The organism is Thermoflavifilum thermophilum (genome assembly GCF_900116565.1).
GTDB lineage: Bacteria > Bacteroidota > Bacteroidia > Chitinophagales > Chitinophagaceae > Thermoflavifilum > Thermoflavifilum thermophilum.
The window spans coordinates 1,839,828-1,859,345 of sequence record NZ_FPCJ01000001.1 but is presented as its reverse complement, the minus strand read 5'-3'; the positions used below and the strand labels follow the sequence as shown (position 1 = coordinate 1,859,345).

Annotated in this window: 10 protein-coding genes; 1 reads left to right on the top strand and 9 read right to left on the bottom strand. The window is 48.1% G+C overall.

What is annotated here, in order from left to right:
* Positions 1-23 precede the first annotated feature (23 nt).
* From BM367_RS07850 to BM367_RS07825, 6 genes are all read right to left on the bottom strand, one after another.
* Positions 24-4,907, bottom strand: coding sequence for a PKD domain-containing protein (locus tag BM367_RS07850; protein WP_177224158.1), 4,884 nt, complete (start codon positions 4,905-4,907; stop codon positions 24-26).
* A gap of 241 nt (positions 4,908-5,148) precedes the next feature.
* On the bottom strand, positions 5,149-5,685 hold the full coding sequence (gene hpt / locus BM367_RS07845) for a hypoxanthine phosphoribosyltransferase (protein WP_092459577.1): 537 nt from the start codon (positions 5,683-5,685) through the stop codon (positions 5,149-5,151).
* 10 nt (positions 5,686-5,695) lie between these two features.
* Entirely contained in the window at positions 5,696-7,084 is a 1,389-nt protein-coding gene (locus BM367_RS07840) for a glucosaminidase domain-containing protein (protein WP_092459575.1), read from the bottom strand.
* Between the two features lies 1 nt (position 7,085).
* Positions 7,086-7,733, bottom strand: a complete 648-nt coding sequence (locus BM367_RS07835) for an O-methyltransferase (protein WP_092459573.1) — start codon at positions 7,731-7,733, stop codon at positions 7,086-7,088.
* A gap of 3 nt (positions 7,734-7,736) precedes the next feature.
* Positions 7,737-8,435, bottom strand: a complete 699-nt coding sequence (locus BM367_RS07830) for an LOG family protein (protein WP_092459571.1) — start codon at positions 8,433-8,435, stop codon at positions 7,737-7,739.
* A 33-nt stretch (positions 8,436-8,468) separates the two neighbouring features.
* Positions 8,469-9,989, bottom strand: a complete 1,521-nt coding sequence (locus BM367_RS07825) for a sodium:solute symporter (RefSeq protein WP_092459569.1) — start codon at positions 9,987-9,989, stop codon at positions 8,469-8,471.
* 148 nt (positions 9,990-10,137) lie between these two features.
* Here BM367_RS07825 and BM367_RS07820 point away from each other — a divergent pair, with 148 nt between their 5' ends.
* Entirely contained in the window at positions 10,138-14,022 is a 3,885-nt protein-coding gene (locus BM367_RS07820) for a hypothetical protein (protein WP_143103985.1), read from the top strand.
* Positions 14,023-14,027: 5 nt separating this feature from the next.
* Here the strand turns inward: BM367_RS07820 and BM367_RS07815 are convergent, their stop codons facing one another.
* The 3 genes from BM367_RS07815 to BM367_RS07805 are packed head-to-tail and all read right to left on the bottom strand — an operon-like array spanning position 14,028 to position 19,482.
* Entirely contained in the window at positions 14,028-14,582 is a 555-nt protein-coding gene (locus BM367_RS07815; protein WP_177224157.1) for a hypothetical protein, read from the bottom strand.
* A gap of 46 nt (positions 14,583-14,628) precedes the next feature.
* Positions 14,629-15,708 carry a PorP/SprF family type IX secretion system membrane protein gene (locus BM367_RS07810; RefSeq protein WP_092459563.1) on the bottom strand — a complete coding sequence of 360 codons (1,080 nt, stop codon included), beginning with the start codon at positions 15,706-15,708 and terminating at the stop codon, positions 14,629-14,631.
* Between the two features lie 18 nt (positions 15,709-15,726).
* A complete protein-coding gene (locus BM367_RS07805; protein WP_092459562.1) occupies positions 15,727-19,482 on the bottom strand; it encodes a DUF7948 domain-containing protein in 3,756 nt (1,251 codons plus the stop codon).
* Positions 19,483-19,518: the final 36 nt, after the last annotated feature.

The following is a 19,518-nucleotide window of genomic DNA, read 5'->3' as shown; positions in this document are numbered from 1 at the left end:
ATGGTTTAAAACAGGTTAAACGGTTATCTTAACAGGGTTACATTGCCTTTCAGTTGAAATACCTCGCCATTGTCGCATACCATTTCGGTCACATATACATACACATCCGGTGGCAAGGCCGCTCCTTTAAACGTTCCATCCCACCCAAAACTTTTATCATCAATCGGAAAATTGTCGCGTTCAAACATCAGCTGCCCCCAGCGGTTGAAGATGCGGAAATAACGCACGATCTGAATACCCTTGCCGCGCGGGTAGAAAACATCATTTTGCTGGTCGCCATTCGGGCTGAAGGTATTGGGAATGAAAACCACACCCGATGAACAGATAAGTTTGATGCGAGTCGTGGCAATGGCAATGCAACCCAATGCATTGGCGGCCACTACACGATAGGTTATATTCCCACGCGGCGTGGCAATGGGGTTAGCACAGTCAGTACAGCTCAGCCAGTCGGGCGGCGACCATTGGTAGCTGACCACATCAGGACTGCCATTCGCTTGCAGTTGTACTTGCGAGCCCACCACCAGGGTTTGATCGGGTGTGGCATGCAACTGGGGCAGGGGTATCACATGTATGTGCACATAGCCCGTATCGGTAAAACAGGCATCCTGTCCATATCCTACAATACGATAGGTAATCGAAGAATCGGGCCGACAGACCGGGTTAGCTGATTCTGCATGATCCAGAAAAGTGGGTGGCGTCCACCGATAAGAGGCTGCTCCTCCCCTTGCAAAAAGCTGAACGCTTTCGCCCGCACAAATGGTGGTATCCACTCCTACCCGCATGGCAAAGGGCTGCGAAACCCTCACCGGCACAGAATCAACCTGTGTACAACCATGACTGTTGGTAACCTGCACATGATAAAGCATATCATTGGTAGGCGAAGCCACCGGATCGGCAATGGTAGTATCATTTAACCCAATACCCGGCCACCAGTGGTATTGCACACCATCTTGTGCATGTAAACGGGTACTTTTACCCAGACAAATCACCGAATCCAGCGCTCCTGCCGCAGGCACCGGCAAGGGGAAAATGCTGACCGCATGCCTGGCTGTATCCCGGCAACCATCGGTATTGGTGGCTATGAGTTTTACCTGAAAACGGCCAGCAGAAGGATAGGATTGTGACGGTGGAGCGCTTGTGGTATCGACCATACCATTTCCGAAATCCCAATACCACGATACAATGGGTTTATAGCTGTTTAATACCTGCGATGAAAATCGCAGGGGCATGCCAAAGCAGGCGCTATCGGGCCCTAAGATGCCCACGTGTGTAGTGCCCACCACATGCACGGTGTCGGTAACGGTCTGGGTACAACCAAAATAGGTCGTTACAGTGAGCCGGATCACATAATCGCCCGGCGCACGGTAATGATAGCTGGCTTGCCGCTGCGTGGAAGTATCCCGGTTGGAAGTGGGATCGCCAAAATCCCAGAACACCTGATTGGGCAGGCCTAAGGTGTCGGCAGCAAAACTATGCGAAGTATCGGCTACCTCCACCACACCGGAATCGCAAACAACATGCGGCTGCATGGTGAATCCGGCAGCAAGCTGGTCAATGATCAGCGAATCGTCGTTCCGGAAGGAAACACTGCAACCGGAGGAATCGCGTACGATCAGCACGGGTTTATAATTGCCCCGCTGGGTGTAGGTATGCGATACAATGGTATCCGTACTGGGAAGCGACACCACCCCATCGCCAAAATCCCACTGGTAAGAAATCGCATTTTTGCCCGTGGCTTTAAACTGAATGGTTACCGGCAATCCACAACCCGCCATGGGCTGATGCATGATCTGCGCCACGGGGCCGTGAATCACAAAGCTCATCCTGGCCGTGTCGGTACACCCTCCGGCACTGGTAACTACCAGAGTTATGGTGTAATTTCCCGGATAGTTGTAAATATGCGTAGGATTGGTCAATGAAGAGGTAGCCCCATCGCCAAAATCCCATTTCACCGCCCGATAGTTTACAGAATGATTCTGAAACTGTGCCACAAAAGGCGGACATTTCACTCCGCCACTATCGGGCAGATTGCTGATGGAGAAAGCTGCATGCGGCGTGGCAATATGAATATACTGCGGGCGAAGCAGGCTATCCGTGCAGCCAGATGCATTGGCCACGAATAAGCCTATATCATACACCCCGTCGGTGTCGTAGATATGCGTAGGATTAAGCTGGGCAGATGTTTGTCCGTCTCCGAACGTCCATCTCACCCGGGTAGGACTGCCTGTTGATTGGTTGACAAACTGTATGGGTTTGCCCGGGCAGGAGAAGGTATCGGGCGAATAAAAGCCAGCATTGACCTGCGTGATATGCAATCCTCCCACCGGCCCCGTGATTTGTTGCGAGCAACCATTGCTGTCAGTCACGATCAAGGTAATGGCATAGGTCCCGGATCGTTGATAGACATGTTGGATATTGCCGTTTCGCACACTGTCGCTTGCCAGCAGGGTGTCTTTCACGCCGTCACCAAAGTCCCAGATCCAGGATGCCAGCCCGCTCCCATTGGGTTTTGAGAGATCCTGGAAAGGCAAAGCTATCTGCGCACAGCCCTGCGTGCCCACCGAAAAACTGGCCGTTGGCCCAATGACCTGCAACACACTGTCTCTCCGGACCGTATCCTGGCAATTGTTTAAATCGGTTGTAATCAGGGTAAACGAGTATATCCCCGGCTGGTTGAAATTAAACTGTATCTGCGGTACGGTGGTGGTCTGGCTGCCGGATACCGGCCCCTGGTAAATCCATTGGTATGACTTGATCAGAGAGGGATGAACATTGATAGCCTGCAGGGTAACCGGGCTGTTGCGACACAACAGCGTATCGCTCACGGAAAGTTGGGGATGTTCATCTATGATCTGAAATGTCTGACTCGTGGTGTAGCTGCAGGTATCGTTACTCACCGTGAGGGTAGCGGTGAATGTGCCTGTGGTGGAATACACATGAATGGGATTGGGAACTGTATCGTAGTTTTTTGTACCTGAGGCCGTATCGCCAAAATCCCACTGATAATGGATGGCTCCTATGGAACGATCCAGAAACTGAATCGTGTAAGGAGCGCTGCAAGTTCTCCGAATAGCAAAAGCGGCGATGGGCGGGCGAATATGGATGTATCGCGGTCGGGTGAGCGTATCGGTACAGCCCAGATGAGTCACAATGAGACTCACGTTGAAATAGCCCGTGTCGCCATACACATGGGCAGGGTTTTGCAGCGTTGAGGTTCCCCCATCACCAAACAACCAGAGCCATTGTTCGCCTTTGTCAGATAGATCAGTAAAATGAATGGTCGTTCCCGCACAGGCTTCGGTGGGATTAGCGGAGAAATTCACGACCGGAGGCGATCCTGCCCGAATCGCAGTAGGATATTGAAAAGTTTGCGTGCAACCCTGGCTTGTGGTGATGGTGAATTTTACTGTGTAAATGCCCTCTGCTGTGTAGATATGACTTGCGGAAAATCCCGTATCGGTAGTGCCATCGCCAAAATCCCAGACTGCAAGCACCACGCTGTCGAGAGTTTGTATGCTCGCATAAAAATCAACCGGAAGCGGTACACAGCCATGATCCACGCTGGCATACAACCGAGCCGTGGGGGCCTGCACCTGCACATAGCCTGGTTTCACAACCGAATCGCTACATCCGGCCGCGTTGGTTGCAACCAGTTTCACCGTGTAACGGCCATAAGCCTTGTACACATGCGTAGGCGAGGCAGTGGTATCGGTAGTGCCATCACCAAAATCCCACCGATAGCTTACTGCTCCTTTGCTTGTGTTGGTAAACTGTACGGAAAAAGGAACCGCACAGCCATATTGCGGTGAAGCCGAAAAATCGGCCATAGGCTGAGGGGCTACCTCAAAAGAATGCGATAAGGTATCGGAACAGCCACTGGCATAGGTGTTGATGACCCGAACGAAATAAGTGCCGGGTGAAAAAAACGACTTGCTTACCTGCAATCCGGTGTAGGTGCTTCCATCGCTGAACAACCACTGGCTTTGCCGGGGCGTGGGTTGGCTTTGATTGGAAAACAAGGCCGTTTGCTGGGCGCATATCGTTTCCGGTATCTGCAGCACCACGGGTGGTACCTCGCCCACCTGTATCCACTGCGGCCTGACCAAAGTATCGGCACAGCCCATGCTGTCGCTCGCTATGAGACTCACGGTAAATTTTCCGCTTTGTGTGTAGGTATGCACGGGTTGGGCTTCGGTAGACACTGCACCATCCCCAAAATCCCAATGATATTGCAAAAGGCCTGATCCGGAGCTGGTGTTGGTAAAATGCACCGTGAGAGGAGCCGTGCACGACAACACAGTGTCTGCCGAAAACCCCGCCACCACCGGCCGGGGAACCACCACCACACCTGGCGTATCTGATACTGCCGTACATCCATAAGAATTCGTTACCATCAACTGCACGCTGTATTTCCCCGGACTGGAATAGGTATATATCGGGTTGGCATCGGTTGACGTGTGTCCATCCCCAAAATCCCAGAGCCGGCTGGTGATGCTCCCCGAGCCAGGCAACGACCGGTCGGTAAAATGCACCGTCACCGGATAACAACCCGTAGCCGAATCGGGCGAAAACAGCACGCGGGGCGAGCCAAACACAGCCACCTGCAACGTCTGGGTGGAACTGTGGCCAGCTGCATCGGTAACGGTAAGCGAAACGTTGTAATATCCGGGATTGATATAACTGGCGCTGGGATTCACCGCGCTGTCGTAGCGGATATGATTGCCATTGCCAAAATCCCAGTAACGAGAAACAATATTGCCGGTTGATTGATCGATGAAATGCACGATGACGGGCGCGCAACCCTGCGTGGTATCAGCCTGAAAAGCAGCGTTGATCTGAGCTGAGGAATGCCGGATATCCAAAACAAAAACTGCTATCCACATGTAGGCAGACAGTACGGGTAACACGCTGCAGGATATCCGTCGGTTTCTCATAGGTGGTCAACTCGCATCATCCTAACCATCCAAACAGTTAGGAAATCAGATAATTTCTGCTTAAAGATAATATAAAATCAAATGTCATACGTGAAAAAATTTTTATCTATTTGCTGAATCTGGCTGGGGGAATTAGCATGGAGAATTGGATATCACTCAATCTCCGAAGTACCACATCTAAAGCTATCTTGCTCATGTCAACCAAAATATTTTTTCACTCTTTTAGTTGATAAATTTCGGGTAGGTTGCGGCCAAGGCCATCATAGTCCAATCCATAACCCAATAAAAAACGATTGGGCACGGAAAAACCCAGATAATCAATAGTCACCGGAAATTCGCGGGCGTCGGGCTTCGACAACAATGCCGTAATCAATAATTTTCGCGGATGCTGATGATGAATCTGCGGCAAAAACTCATGCAGCGTTTTACCGGTATCTACAATATCTTCGAGAATCACTACCGTGCGATTATACAAATCTTCATCGAGCCCGATGGAGGTAATCACATGCCCCGTAGAACGTGTGCCTTTGTAAGAGACCAGCTTGATGAACGAGATTTCGGCTTCGATGGTGAGCTGCCGGAACAGATCAGCAGCAAACATGAAAGCACCGTTCAGAATGGCCAGAAACAAAGGGCGTTCATGAGCCAGATCCTGATTGAGCCGCTGCGCCATTTCCGCAATGCGTTGCTGAATCTGCTGCTGCGAAAGATAAGGAACAAAGATTTTGTCGTGTACCTGAATGGAATGCATATAGAAACATTTATTGAGCAGGTGAATAAATAACCAGCTGCTGACCCGTGCGGATAGCGTCTCCTGAAAGATGATTCCATTGTTTCAGCTGCTGTACCGTAACGCGGTATTTCCTGGCCAGGCTGTAAAGGGTATCGCCAGCTACTACGGTATGATAGATGCGTTGCGGATGGGAAGCGGAACGGGTGGGTACCGGCTGAGCCTGTGCGGGTTGTTTCCAGGGATTGGGCACCCGATCGGAAGAAGATGGTGGTTCGGAAATCTGAGTGACACCTGCTGTATCGGTTTGGGTGGCTGTTTGATCGGCCTGTTTACCACCAGAGGTGGATGTAACGCTTGAGGCCGAGTTGGCAGTATCCTCGTTGGAAACGCCGGTGAGCGCCGACAGCAACCCGGTTCGGTTGTGATGCGATGCTTGGGCCAGGCGTGGCGGATGGGATGCCTCACCACGCAACACGAGGGTTTCACCCACAGCTGGTTCATCGCCGGGTTGCATGCGGTTGCGCTTATAGAGCCATTTCAACCGGATGCCCTCCTGCTGGGCAATGCTGTACATGGTTTCACCGGGCTGCACGGTATGGCTCAGATGGGCACCCGTTTTCTTTTTGGTTTGCAGAAAAATGAGCATGGGCTGTGCGGGCGATGCATCGCTGGTGAGATCATTATCTTGCAGCAACCTGCGCAACTTGATGCCATACTGATGTGCAAGCGTAAGCAGGGATGTGCCGGCGGGAACATAAATGACCTTGCGGTGATTGATGGTGAAAACGCCGCTGGGATAACTTCCGGAAGACGGATTCTGCACGGTGGCAGATGGATAATTTGCAGCCCAGGCGGCAGCCATACCGCTGGTATCCTGCCCTTTTTGCAAAGCAAGCGCTTCCAGCGTGTATTGCTGCAAATGATAATCTTCTATCACTTTGATAAGCATCTGTGCATAAGCCGGATTGGTGGCATAGCCGGCCTGTTTGAGGCCGTAAGCCCAGTGCTGATAATCGGTGGGTGGATATTGAAACAAAAATGCATACCGTGCATTTTGCCGGAGAAAATCGCTGTGATCGCGCCAGGAATCAGCCGCCGTGGCATATTTGCGGAAGCACTCATTGGGTTGATCATCATTGTAGGTAATGGTAGCTCCCGTCCAATTCTTGCACTTGATACCAAAATGATTGTTGGCATTGCGCGCCAGCCAGCCGTTGCCCGATTGGCTTTCCACAATAGCCTGTGCCAGGGAGATGGAGGCGGGCACGCCGGTGCGCAGCATCTCTGCGATGGCCAGGTTTTTATATTGCTCAATGTATTGTTGTGTAGTGAAACTTGCTTGTGCGCTTACAAGCACAGGCCAGATGCAACATAACAAACAGCAAATCCATACAGCATTTCGTTTACCCTGATGCATATCAGCCTGCTTTTTTTCGGATCAACATCAATCCGTCGCGTACTGTCAGCAACACATGCTCCACGCGTGTATCCTGCGCCACATGTGCATTAAACCGCTGAATGGCTTGTGCCGCTTTGCTTTGCTGGTCTTCAGGAAGCAAAACTTCGCCATGAAACAATACATTATCGGCCAGCATAAATCCACCTTGCCTCACCCGATCCATCACCAGTTCATAGTAGCGGATATAATTTTCTTTATCGGCATCTATGAACACTAAATCAAATGTTTCTGTAAGGGTGGGAATGATATCGAGGGCGTTACCCGTTTTCAACAAAATCTTGTCTGACAGGCCGGCCTTATCGAGGCGTTCTTTAAACTGTTGATGCAGTTTTTCATCGCGGTCAATGGTGATCACATAACCTCCAGGTTGCAAACCAGCGGCAAGACAAACAGCTGAATATCCTGTAAAAGTGCCGATTTCCAGCACATATTGGGGCTGAATCATGTGGCTTATCATCTGTAAAAACATTCCCTGCACATGGCCGCTCATCATGCCCGGGCGGGATGTGTGTGCTTGCGTATAAGCCGCAATCTCCTGCAGTAAAGCCGATTCGGGCGAAGTATATCGGGCTGCATAAGCTTCCAGTCCACCGACAAATAATTCCATCACTTAAAAATTAGGTGTCAGGCGATGTTCTGCGTAGTATTGAATGAAATAATCGGCTACTTCGTCTTCATGGTCAAACACGCGCCACATCTGCAAATCCTCGGGTTGAATATGATGATATTGTTCACACATGGTGTGTTTCATCCATTGCAATAAGCCATCCCAGTATTCATGCCCCACCAGCACCACAGGCACGGGCGTAATTTTGCGCGTCTGCATCAGGGTGAGCACTTCAAAACATTCATCCATCGTGCCAAAGCCACCCGGCATCATCACAAATCCCTGGGCATATTTCACAAACATCACCTTGCGCACAAAGAAATAATCAAATTTCAGCAGTTTATCTTTATCTACATAAGGATTGGGTTCCTGTTCATGCGGCAGGTCGATGTTCAATCCCACTGATTTACCGCCTGCCAGATGAGCGCCTTTGTTGGCGGCTTCCATGGCGCCGGGACCTCCGCCCGTGATAATGCCAAAACCTTCTTCGGCAAGCCTTTTGGCGATTCGCACAGCCAGTTCATAATACTTATCTCCCGGGCGCGTGCGGGCCGATCCGAAAATGGAAATGCAAGGGCCAATGCGGTTGAGGGTTTCAAACCCTTCCACGAATTCGGCCATGATCTTAAAAATCTGCCAGCTGGAATGTGCCCGTGTTTCGCCCCAGTCGCGGATTTTAATTTTTTTCAGAAATTCATTCATACTTGTACATCCTTCTTACATACAAAACGGAAGTTAATCTCGTTTGTTGTGCACGGCCACTGCCTGAACTTCCTGCGTGCCTTGCGGGCAGACAGGTTTTTGTGATATCATCCATAACCCTGCAAAAGTAAGGATTCCGTTTACGATGAGCAGCTCAAAGCCAAAGCGATACCCCCCCAGCCATTGCACGCTCCGCAAGTCAAGCAAAGCGCACAGCAATGGCGACAAAACACAAATCCACGGCACCCATTTATCGCGCACCTGCCGACGTGTGCAAATACCGAAGAAAAACAATCCCAGCAAAGGTCCATAGGTATATCCGGCTACGGTAAATACAGCTTTTACCACCGATTCACTAACTGCATATTTGAAAAACAAAACCACCAGCAAAAACACCAGCGAAAATGCCAGATGCACAAGCTGGCGGATGCGGATCTGCCGTCGTTTTTGTGCATCAGATGGCCGATCCGTGAAACGCAAAAAATCCACACAAAACGAAGTAGTGAGTGCCGTCATGGCCGAATCAGTCGTAGCAAACGTAGCTGCAGTCAATCCCAAAATAAACACAATAGCGGCCCAACCACCCAGATAATGAAAGGCAATTTCCGGAAACAAATAATCGGCGCGTTGCGGTAAGGCAATATGATTGGCAGATGCATACAGGTAAAGCAAGGCTCCTAAGCTGAGGAAAAATAAATTGATGACCACAAACACACCGGTAAAAGAAAACATGTTTTTCTGTGCTTCCCTGAGATTGCGGCAGCTAAGATTTTTCTGCATCAAATCCTGATCCAGCCCGGTCATAGCCACTGAAACGGCTACACCGCCCAGAAAATATTTGATAAAATGTCGTTTATCAGATAAAAAATCATCCCACCAAAATATCTTGCTATAGTGGCTCTGTGCAATGGCGTTAATCATTTCATCCAAACCCATCTGCATTCGATGACTGATAAGGATTAAGGTTAATATCACGGCCGTTACCAGAAATAAAGTTTGAATCGTGTCTGTCCAGATAATGGTTTTCAATCCACCTTTATACGTGTACGTCCAGATCAGCAACAGCGATACAGCCACCGTAATCCAGAAAGGAATATGCCAGTAATCAAAAATATAATGTTGCAGCACAATAGCTACCAGAAACAATCGGAAAGCTGAACCAATGGTGCGGGAAACCAGAAAAATAAAAGCACCGGACTGATAACTGTAAAATCCAAAACGATGTTGCAAATAAGTGTAAATAGAAGTTAACTTCATGCGATAATAAACCGGCATCAGTACAAGAGCTATAATTGCATAGCCCACAGCATTGCCCAGCACAAACTGAAAATAGGAAAATGCGTCCTGTTTCACAGTGCCCGGCACAGAAATAAAAGTAACGCCGGATATGGAAGTGCCGATCATGCCAAATGCTACCAGATACCAGCGGCTGTTGCGATTGGCAATGAAAAAAGTTTCATTGTCGGCCTTGCCCGATGTAAGTCTTGAAATGAGCAACAACAACACAAAATATCCCACCATGAAAATCAGCAGGGCAGCAGGAGAGAAAATCATATTCTTTTTGGACGGTAAAATAAGAAAAAAGCCGTTTATGCTTCCATCCCAAAAAATCTCTTAACTTGCTTTATTGGAATGGCGTGTGATTCCGGCTGTTCAATAACCTGATGAAGCGCTTGTCATGAGATTCGAATGAGCATCACCTATGCGTAAAAGGCAGACGGCATACCTGATAGCAGGCATTTTCCTGATGCTTGCGATATTTTTGTTTATCCGTTTCTGGATGCTGCAGCATGCGGAAAATCTAATCCGCCAGCTGGTTAATACCCAAACACAGGGCATGTATGATCTGCAAATCCAGCAACTGCATCTGGATAATAACCTTCATGTCATTCGGCTAAAACAGGTAACCCTGAAGGCTTATGATCAGCATCACAGCCATCCCAGGTTTATCCTTCAGATTCCTTACATATATCTGAGCATACAACGAATACCTGCACTCATCCTGAATCGCGCCTTGTATATTGATTCCATATATTGCCAGTCACCTTCCCTGCACATTGGATTGAAAGCTTTTGCAGCATCTGACTCATCTCTGAGTCTGGCAGCCCAAATGGATGAAATTTACCTGCAGATTCAGAAGATTTTAAATCTGCTGCAGATTGAAAAAATGCATATCGCACAGGGGGAACTGATTTTCTCCGCTTACCCCGATCATCCAGACAGTGCTGCCACCCGTATTCAGAAAATCGGTTTGCAAATCCGGCATTTTAGGATTGATTCTGCTATTATCAAACAACAGCAAAAACGAAAATTACTTTCCAACCAGGTTATTTTTCATCTGGGATCTCAAACAATTTTTCTGAACCATCAGCAGGAAAAAATATCTTTCGATGATTTTTATCTTTCCACTATAGACAGTGCCTGCCATATTCATAACTTGTCGTTTTATGCCCGTGCAAAAGATAAAGCGATTTCCAATTATGATTTTTCTGCTGATGAATTGTATTTCAAAAAAAATCAGTTCAACGAATTGTATTTCAATAAAACATTTCAGAGTGATTCTCTTATGATTCGACATGCACGTGTAGAATTGCAGGTGAATCTGAATATAAGTCCACATCCGAAAATAAAAGACACATCCAGGCTGCTGGAAGCTGTTTTATCACGGATTGCTGATCGGGCATCTGTTCATCATGTTGTGATTGAAGATGCTGAAGTGAAAGTCCATGCGGGAACAGCATCTACACAATATGTTTTTCAGACGGGCAAACAACAGTTAAATTTGCATGAAGTGGTTTTTGATTCACGGAGTGAAAATCCGTTCAGCATCCAGCAAGCCAGTCTGAACATGCAACATTATACCTTTCAGAGTTCAGATAGCAGCTGGAGATTTAGCCTTCAGCAAATGATCCTGCATCAGGATACGCTGGTGCTGGTGCAGCCTAATCTGCATCATCAGAATCTGCAAGCAGGCAGTCAGTTTCATCTGCTGGCATCGAGGATACTGATACCCGATCTGGATCTGAATCGCCTTATTTCAAGGCAAGGCTCAGGTGCACATGAAATTGTTTTTGACCAACCGGAAATTCACGTCTTCCGGAAAACAGCTATCCTGGCGGGTAAGCAAATGCATTTCATTCCGAAAAAATTTATCCGATCGTTTTCTCTTCTGCAGGGTATTCGTATCATTTACCTGCACGATGGAACCATTGATTGGCTCACGCCAGCACACAACCTGCAGGCGAGCCATGTGAATGGCAACATAGGTTTTCCGTTTACCTTATGGCCTCCCGCATCATCACCCGTCCATTTGCAAATGGATTCGATGAATTTCAAGCTGAATCAGAATCAAATGCAAAAAGCTGCAAATGGATATGCAAAAAACGTAACCATCGACAATCAGCAATTCCGTGCAGGTGAATTTCAAATTCAACGGTCGCATGATTTGTTTTCATGTGAGGAATGTAACATCACATTCGACACGCCCGCATACGACAGTTCATTTGCAACACGAGAACACAATTGGCTGATTGCTTCATCCGGATGGAAGAGCGCAAACATACAAATACATCCAGGTGATACTTCATCCGGTTTATTTCCTTCATTTCTTATTTCACATTTATCGGGGGAAAATACTGTTTTTCATTTAAAAGCCGATCGTACACAATCCCGGGAGATTTTGCTTGATTGCACACATATCAGGCTTGATTCATTTTACCATGATCAACATCAATGGATCCTGCATGACTTTTTGATTGCAGGTAACCAGGGGAAAATAACGACCCATAATCTGCATATCCAATTCCAGAACTTCAACTGGCAGCGCGATACTGCGTCACTCATCCACAACATGCACATTCGCTCCTTGCAGGATAGCCTGCTGGAAATAAATATACCTGTTGTATCATGGAAATATGAAAGTGATTCTACTGGCGATGTACAAGCATTATTCAGGCATTTTAGGTATTTGGAATTGGATTCACCTGATTTTGCTGTTCGGCAACAGACTCTAAATCATCCTTTATTTCAACTTCGCAGCCGTATAAATCCTGCCCATTCAATGCAGATGGATAGCGTGTACATACATCATGGGATGGTTGCATTTATGCAATATGATTCTGTTCAAGCTGGACTACCGAATCTGCAAATTCGCTTTCTGATAGATGGATGGATAAGCAAACTGCGCATAAAGGGAGATTCATCTGAGAATGAAATCAGCTTGCAACATTTGTACACCAATTTGCAACATTTGCAAATGCAATCATATCATAGATCTGATGTTCAGTCAATGCGTCAAATGAAAGCAAATGTAGAACTCATGCAACTATCGGCATCCAATTTTGCCTATCAGCCATCCACACATCATTGGCAGGCATTCATAGATTCTTGTGCTTTTCATGAACTGAATATCAACGATGATATGCATCAGATGAACAGTTCAGGAAAATTATATGCATTTCATCTTTCCAATCGCCATGCTGGGTCTTTTATGGATCATGTAATTGCCTCATCACCCCATCAAAAGCTGCATCTTTACAACATTGCATATCAGAATCCAAAATTGATTTTTCAAGGATGGAATGCCACCTACCAGGCTGATCGGCAATTGCTGGAAATAGACAGCGTGCATATTCATCCCGTAAAAAGCAGGGAAGATTTCATCAAACAATTGCAAACTCAAAAAGATTACGTTCAGTTTTATTCGCATCAATGGAAACTGCAGCATTTTGAACTTTTATCCTGGGTAAGAGATCGGGTAATTGTTGCCGATACATTTGATGTATATCATCCGATGGTATATGTGTACCGGGATAAACGGTTTCCGTTAGATGTTCAGCAAAACAAGCCTATGCCATCTGAAGTTCCGGATAGATTGCCTTTTAAGCTGAATATTGATCAATGGAATATTCATCAGGGATTTGCCAGCTACACGGAAATATCTGCCCAGACAGGCCAGCCCGGTACAATATGGTTTAATGATATTGATGCGCATATTTCTCCTGTGGTTTCAGATATCCACCAGCATACAGCTGATACAGCAAATGCTTATCTGCAGATTTTTGCCACAGGCCGGTTAATGAATCAACCTCTTATTAGCCTGAATTATTTAGAAAGCAGATATGCTCCTTTGCATTTATTTACGCTTCATGTGCAGTCTTCACCATTTGCATTCAACCTTTTTAATCCGATTCTGGAATCCTGGTTTCATGCACGAGTAATCTCAGGCAACATTACCAGTGCAAGTATGCAGGCAAAAGGAAATGTGTACATGATGCTTGGAAATATGAACCTGTATTATGATCAGCTGAAGATTTCACTTGATCGGGAAAAAGACAGCACCGGTAAGAAATTATATTCAGGATTAGAAAATTTTATGGCTAATCTGGTACTTCGGTCTGAAAATTATCATCGCACTGGATTGGTCTTTTACCGGAGAAATCCACATTTATCGTTTTTCAATTACTGGGTAAAAGGTGTGGAAAGTGGTATAGGAAGCAGCATCATGGGAAATAAATGGAATCGTGCCTATCGACATCATTACCAAAAACTCATCCGGGAACATCCTGCGTACAAACAGGGATTATAAAAAATTCAGAATCCCAGATTGATGCCACCTTGCACGACGGGAATACCGTAATAAGGTGAATGCGGATTTTGAATCACATCATACAACACACCAAAATTAAAGTAAGCATTTTCACTGATGCGTTGCACATAGCCACCTCCCATCAACAGGCTGAACACATGATAAGTTTGCTGATCAATTGTTGTGCCGCCACTTTTTACTTTCACCTGATACTGATTATATTCGGGTTGTATTTGCAAATACAACCATTGAAAAGGGAAAAACCGCGTAAACACTCCAGCACCTATGGTAGTATAATGTGTTGTCTGGTCAGGGACGGTTTTATCAGTTACAAAATTCAGATTCAGATTGATGCCCGGTGAAAACCACGATGTAAGCCGATAACCAACGAGCGGTGAGATTCCTACATAATTATAATCACCCAAAAAAGTAAAACCAAAATTACCACCTACAAAGAAACGAGATGTAGCACCATATGATTGCTCCGCTTGATTTGCTTGTGGAGTTTCAACTCTTTGTTCCGGGGGAATATACATGGAACGATCCTGTGCATGAAGCATGATTGCATACATACAGATTATGCATAATGATAACAGATATTTTCTGCTAAAAACTGGGGCAGCGAAACTTTTTTTCTTCACGGCGATAAGTTCCATTTTGATACAATCCTTGATAAATCAAAGATACTTCATAAGCTCCATTATGCTGAATATTCGAACCCAGGGAAGAAACGGTTGCGTCATAACTAAACATTAACCTGAGGTTGTTCAGCTGATAACCCACCATTGGAATTAGTGCATCGCCAAAACGATAATATATCCCCCCCAATAACTGCTGCGCACCATCGCCTGAAAGATTCACCTGCAGATAGCCACCGGCTACCAGTTCATGGGCTCCGGATTGCAACGAATAATATCCGTTGGGATTGATGATTATCTGGCTGGAAACCTGAATGCTGGCATTGACAAAACCAATATATCGCCGGGGAATACGATTATCACCGTTGTAAAAAGTTTCTCTCGGAGTATTTAAATGCTGTGCAGAAAAGCCTAAGTTAAGATAGATATGATCATTCGGAAAATACGCATAGTTTAAACCTGCCTGCAAATCCATATAGCTGACGCTGGTTTGGGTGATGGCACTGTATTCATTGGTTGGCAAGGATGCATCGAAAAACTTTCCGTTCCACTGGTCGTCAAAAGTAAGCTTGCTGAGGTTAATGCTCTTGCGCGCATATCCCACATTGAATCCTGCCGACAACAAGCTGCCCAAGCCCAATAGCTGATGATAGGCCAGAGAAGCATATACTTTCGTGGAAGTCAGATCGCCACTCCCGGCTACATCCTGCAACACCACGCCACCCACGCCAAGCCATCCATAGGTAAGCCGGTTGCGCAACAGCTGGGCATCACCAAAGGCCGACATGGTACGGTAGGGCACCGGAATGGTAGTCCACTGATCGCGATAATCCACACCCAACCGATAATTCGCATCGGGAATAAAGCCCGTATTGGCCGGATTGGTAAGCAGCGGAGCTGAAAAGTACTGGGAGAAATGCAAATCCTGGGCATGTATGTGTTCAGTGAAAAGCACCAGTACGATCCCCCACAGGCTCTGCACAAAACTTCTGCAAAGGCCACCCCGGCTGAGCCGGAACAGATAACGGCATTTGATGCGCGTATTCATGATTTATTGCATAAAGGGTTACCGTAAAAGTGTTACGTTTCCGGTGCGGGTGACACGGGTTCCATCGGTGAACTGGATATGGATCACGTAGGCATAGGCATCCATCGGCTGTGGCTTGCCCCTGTATGTCCCATCCCATCCCTGATTCACATCCCGGCTCTCATACACCTTCTGCCCCCACCGATTGTATATCTCCATCTCAAACCGCTCTATCCCAAATCCCCGCACCCGAAACACATCATTCACCCCATCCCCATTCGGCGAAAACGCACTCGGCACATCAAACAACGGATTGATCAACGCCTCCACAGCCTGGCAACTCGTGTCCTCACATCCCCACTCATTGGCTACCCGTAAACATGCCTCATACACCCCCGTCTTCGGATATATATGACTCGCATTATACGTCGTGTCTCCCGTCCCATCCCCAAACTCCCACCACCACCTCACCGCTCCCTGGCTCTGGTTGGTGAACACCTCCGCCACATTCTCCTGCGGCGGCACCGGACTCACCACAAACGACGACACCGGCCTCCCATACACCCGTATCGTATCTACCACCGTATCCGTCCGGTTGCACGTCGTACTGTCGTTGGCTACCAATCGCACCACATACACCCCAGCCTTGCTGTACTCATGTACCGGATTCACCTCCGTGCTCGTCGTCCCATCCCCAAAATCCCACTCAAAACTACTACCCCCCAAACTCGTGTTCTCAAACTCCGCCTCATAAGGTATGCACCCTACACTGTCCACCTCAAATCCTGCCTTCACATTCGAGGCTACCCGCAACACCACCACACTATCGGCCGGCGCATTGCAAAAACTCGTGTCCACCAACCGCAACATCACCCGGTATACCCCCGGACCCCCATACCCATGCTCCACCGTGTCCAACCCTGCCTCCACCGGCGGCGTCCCATCCCCAAAATCCCATACAAACGAACTGCCCGTAAAACCACCCCCTCCCAACGCTACACTCGTGTTGATGAACCGATACCGATAGCTCGTGCACGGCCCTACCTTCTCCACCCGAAAACCAATCTCGGCCGGATTATCCCCTACCTTCACCCACATGTACCCCGTGTCGGCTATGTTGCAACTCGCCGAATCTATCCCCACCACCATCACCCGGTACTGTCCTACCGCATTATACGTATGCTGCTGGCTGGACGCACTCGTCTTCACCGGCGGCGTCCCATCCCCAAAATCCCACACGTATTGCTTGGCTAACCCAGCCGTGTCGCTGATCTCCACCGTAAACGGCACACACCCGCTCGTGTCCCCATTCAAAGCCTTCAACCCAACATGTACCCCACTCAAATTAAACGCTATCTTCAACGCTACCTCATTGCAATTGTCGCTTCGGTTCACGGGCGACCATACCCCGGGTGTAATCGGTTCATTGGAATACCCGCCACAGCCTCCACAAATTGCCTCATAGATCACACCCATAGGATCGAACCGACTGGTACCTCCATCCACATGTTCCCAGATACCGGATCCACCCCAATAGCTGGCATAAAGCACACTGGCAGCGTTTCGTTTCAACACAAAGAAATAAAAATCAGACCCGTCGGTGGTTTTCTGCAGGGCGTCGGAAGTGATATACAGTCCAGATGTGGACTGGCCCCCGTGCACAAAGCCCCCATACTGGCTGTTGATATCCCCACCCCAGCCGGATACATACACATTTTCACAGCGGTCCACCAGAAAAGCTACCGGAGAAATATCTGGTTCGGTGCCACCCTTGCCAAAAGTGGTGGAATAGACATATCCGCTGAGGTCGGGCTTCAACTTGGCAATGAACTGCTTGCCACCAGGCTGGCGATAGGGAGCATTGACCACCGGCCAGCTGCCCGTCGTAGTGCCGCACACATAGGGATATCCCTGTTGATCAAAAGCTAATCCATATACTTCGTCGATGCCATTCGTACCCAGATAGGTGCGGCGCAGCAGCTGGGTACCATCGTTGCTGATCTCGGCTACAAATCCATCGGCCATATTGCCCTGGTATGAAGGCTGAAGCACGCCGGGCAGTTTACCCGAGGGCAGATTGCCGCTTGAGGTCGCACCTCCAACATAAATATTTCCTGCCGGATCCAGGTCGATCACATAAGCGGCATCATCGCCCGAGCCGCCTAAAAAGCTGGCCCACGCCAGACTGCAATCGGGATGCAGCTTGATGACTACGGCATCCTGGTCATAATAAGCATAAGAAAAGGTGTACAATGTACCATCGATATAGGCTGTTCGCGAGCCGGAATGGGGTTGGGAGCGATCACCCTTCCCGGGCTGGAAGACTCCGGCTGTAGTGGGGAAATCGGGCGACTGGCTGCAGCTGGCCAGATAAATATTATCGCTGTTATCCACCACCACTTCGCTGCGGGCATCATCGCCATAGTTTTGCATGAGCGAAACGGTGCCGGCCTCGCGTACATAGGTGATGTTCACCCCATCATCGTTTTTTCCACCAATCACCGTGCTGTGGAGCAATACCGAGCCCGTAGGATTTAATTCAGCTACCACAATGTCATAATTCCCCAGCGGACCATAAGCATGGTCGTGAGGGAAATTGGGTGAATTGGTTCTTCCGGCAATAATCAGATTTCCCTGATGATTCAGAATCAGGCTATGTGGCTGTTCATTGCCACTGCCACCCAGATAAGTGGCGTACAGCAATCGTTTCCCTGTCGGATCGAATTTGGCAATCGCCATATCATAACCATAATAATTGGATTCAATTTGTCCACCCCCAAAAGTCTGCTGAAAAGCTCCGGGTGTAACCGGGTAACCACTGTCGAACACGATGCCTCCTGCGTAGAAATTACCCTGTGCATCATAGGTAGCCGTAAACCCCCAGTTGTCGGCCGTAGAGCCCGTGAATGTAGCAAAGATGACCACCGGATCAATGATGAGGGGCAGATGCGGATCATAGGCACCGGTAACCTGAAAGCCTACCTGCTGCCGGTTGATCACATAACGACAGGGAATTTGCCGGCGTTGTCCTTCCACATATTGATAGCAAAAAGGCTCCAGCTCCGTAATGGTTCCCACAGCCGTTTTAATCAACAGATTACCCTTGCGGATTTCCATGCTCTCAATGCCCTGATACTGGAGGCTGATTTGGCTGATCTGGGCACCGGGCTGAAGCATCCAGTCATATTTCAGGCGGCCGGCTTCAAAATAAAACCGCACATCAATACCCGGATAAATCTGTTCGTAGGTGATCCCCCCGTAACCCTCCACATGGGTAGCCCAACGGGCAGGGTCATTGCCAATGAAATAATTGTAATAGGTCGTACTCGGATGATCAAATTGTATACTACTGGGGGATTGACTATTGAGGAAATGAACCTGATAATACACGCCATGCAAGGTGACAGGAAATGCTGCAGCGGCAGAAGGAATTGCTTGTGGGAACCGGCTTCTCGGACGGTGAACGGGGTTGCGGGAAGAAGAAATTTCCGGTGCACCTCCATGAAATAATGACCAGAAATGTTTCATATCTGCCGTGTCGTAGAGCACCACACCAAATCCCTGGCGGCTGAGCACCACATACTGGCCTGATCCCAGATCAGCCCGGAAGAGCACATCGGCAGGCCATTGCCCATTGTTTGTCTGAAAGCTGATATCCCCGAAAGACGATTGACCATTGGCCAAACCGGCCAGCAACAAACAGGCGAATAAAGCCCAGCCATATCTCAATCCCCTGCCAAGAAGGGAATTTGTGCGTGCAAAAAACACCTTCCTGATACGGATATGGTCAGGCATGTGAAGAAATATGCTTTCAGTCTGAGTCACCTGTAC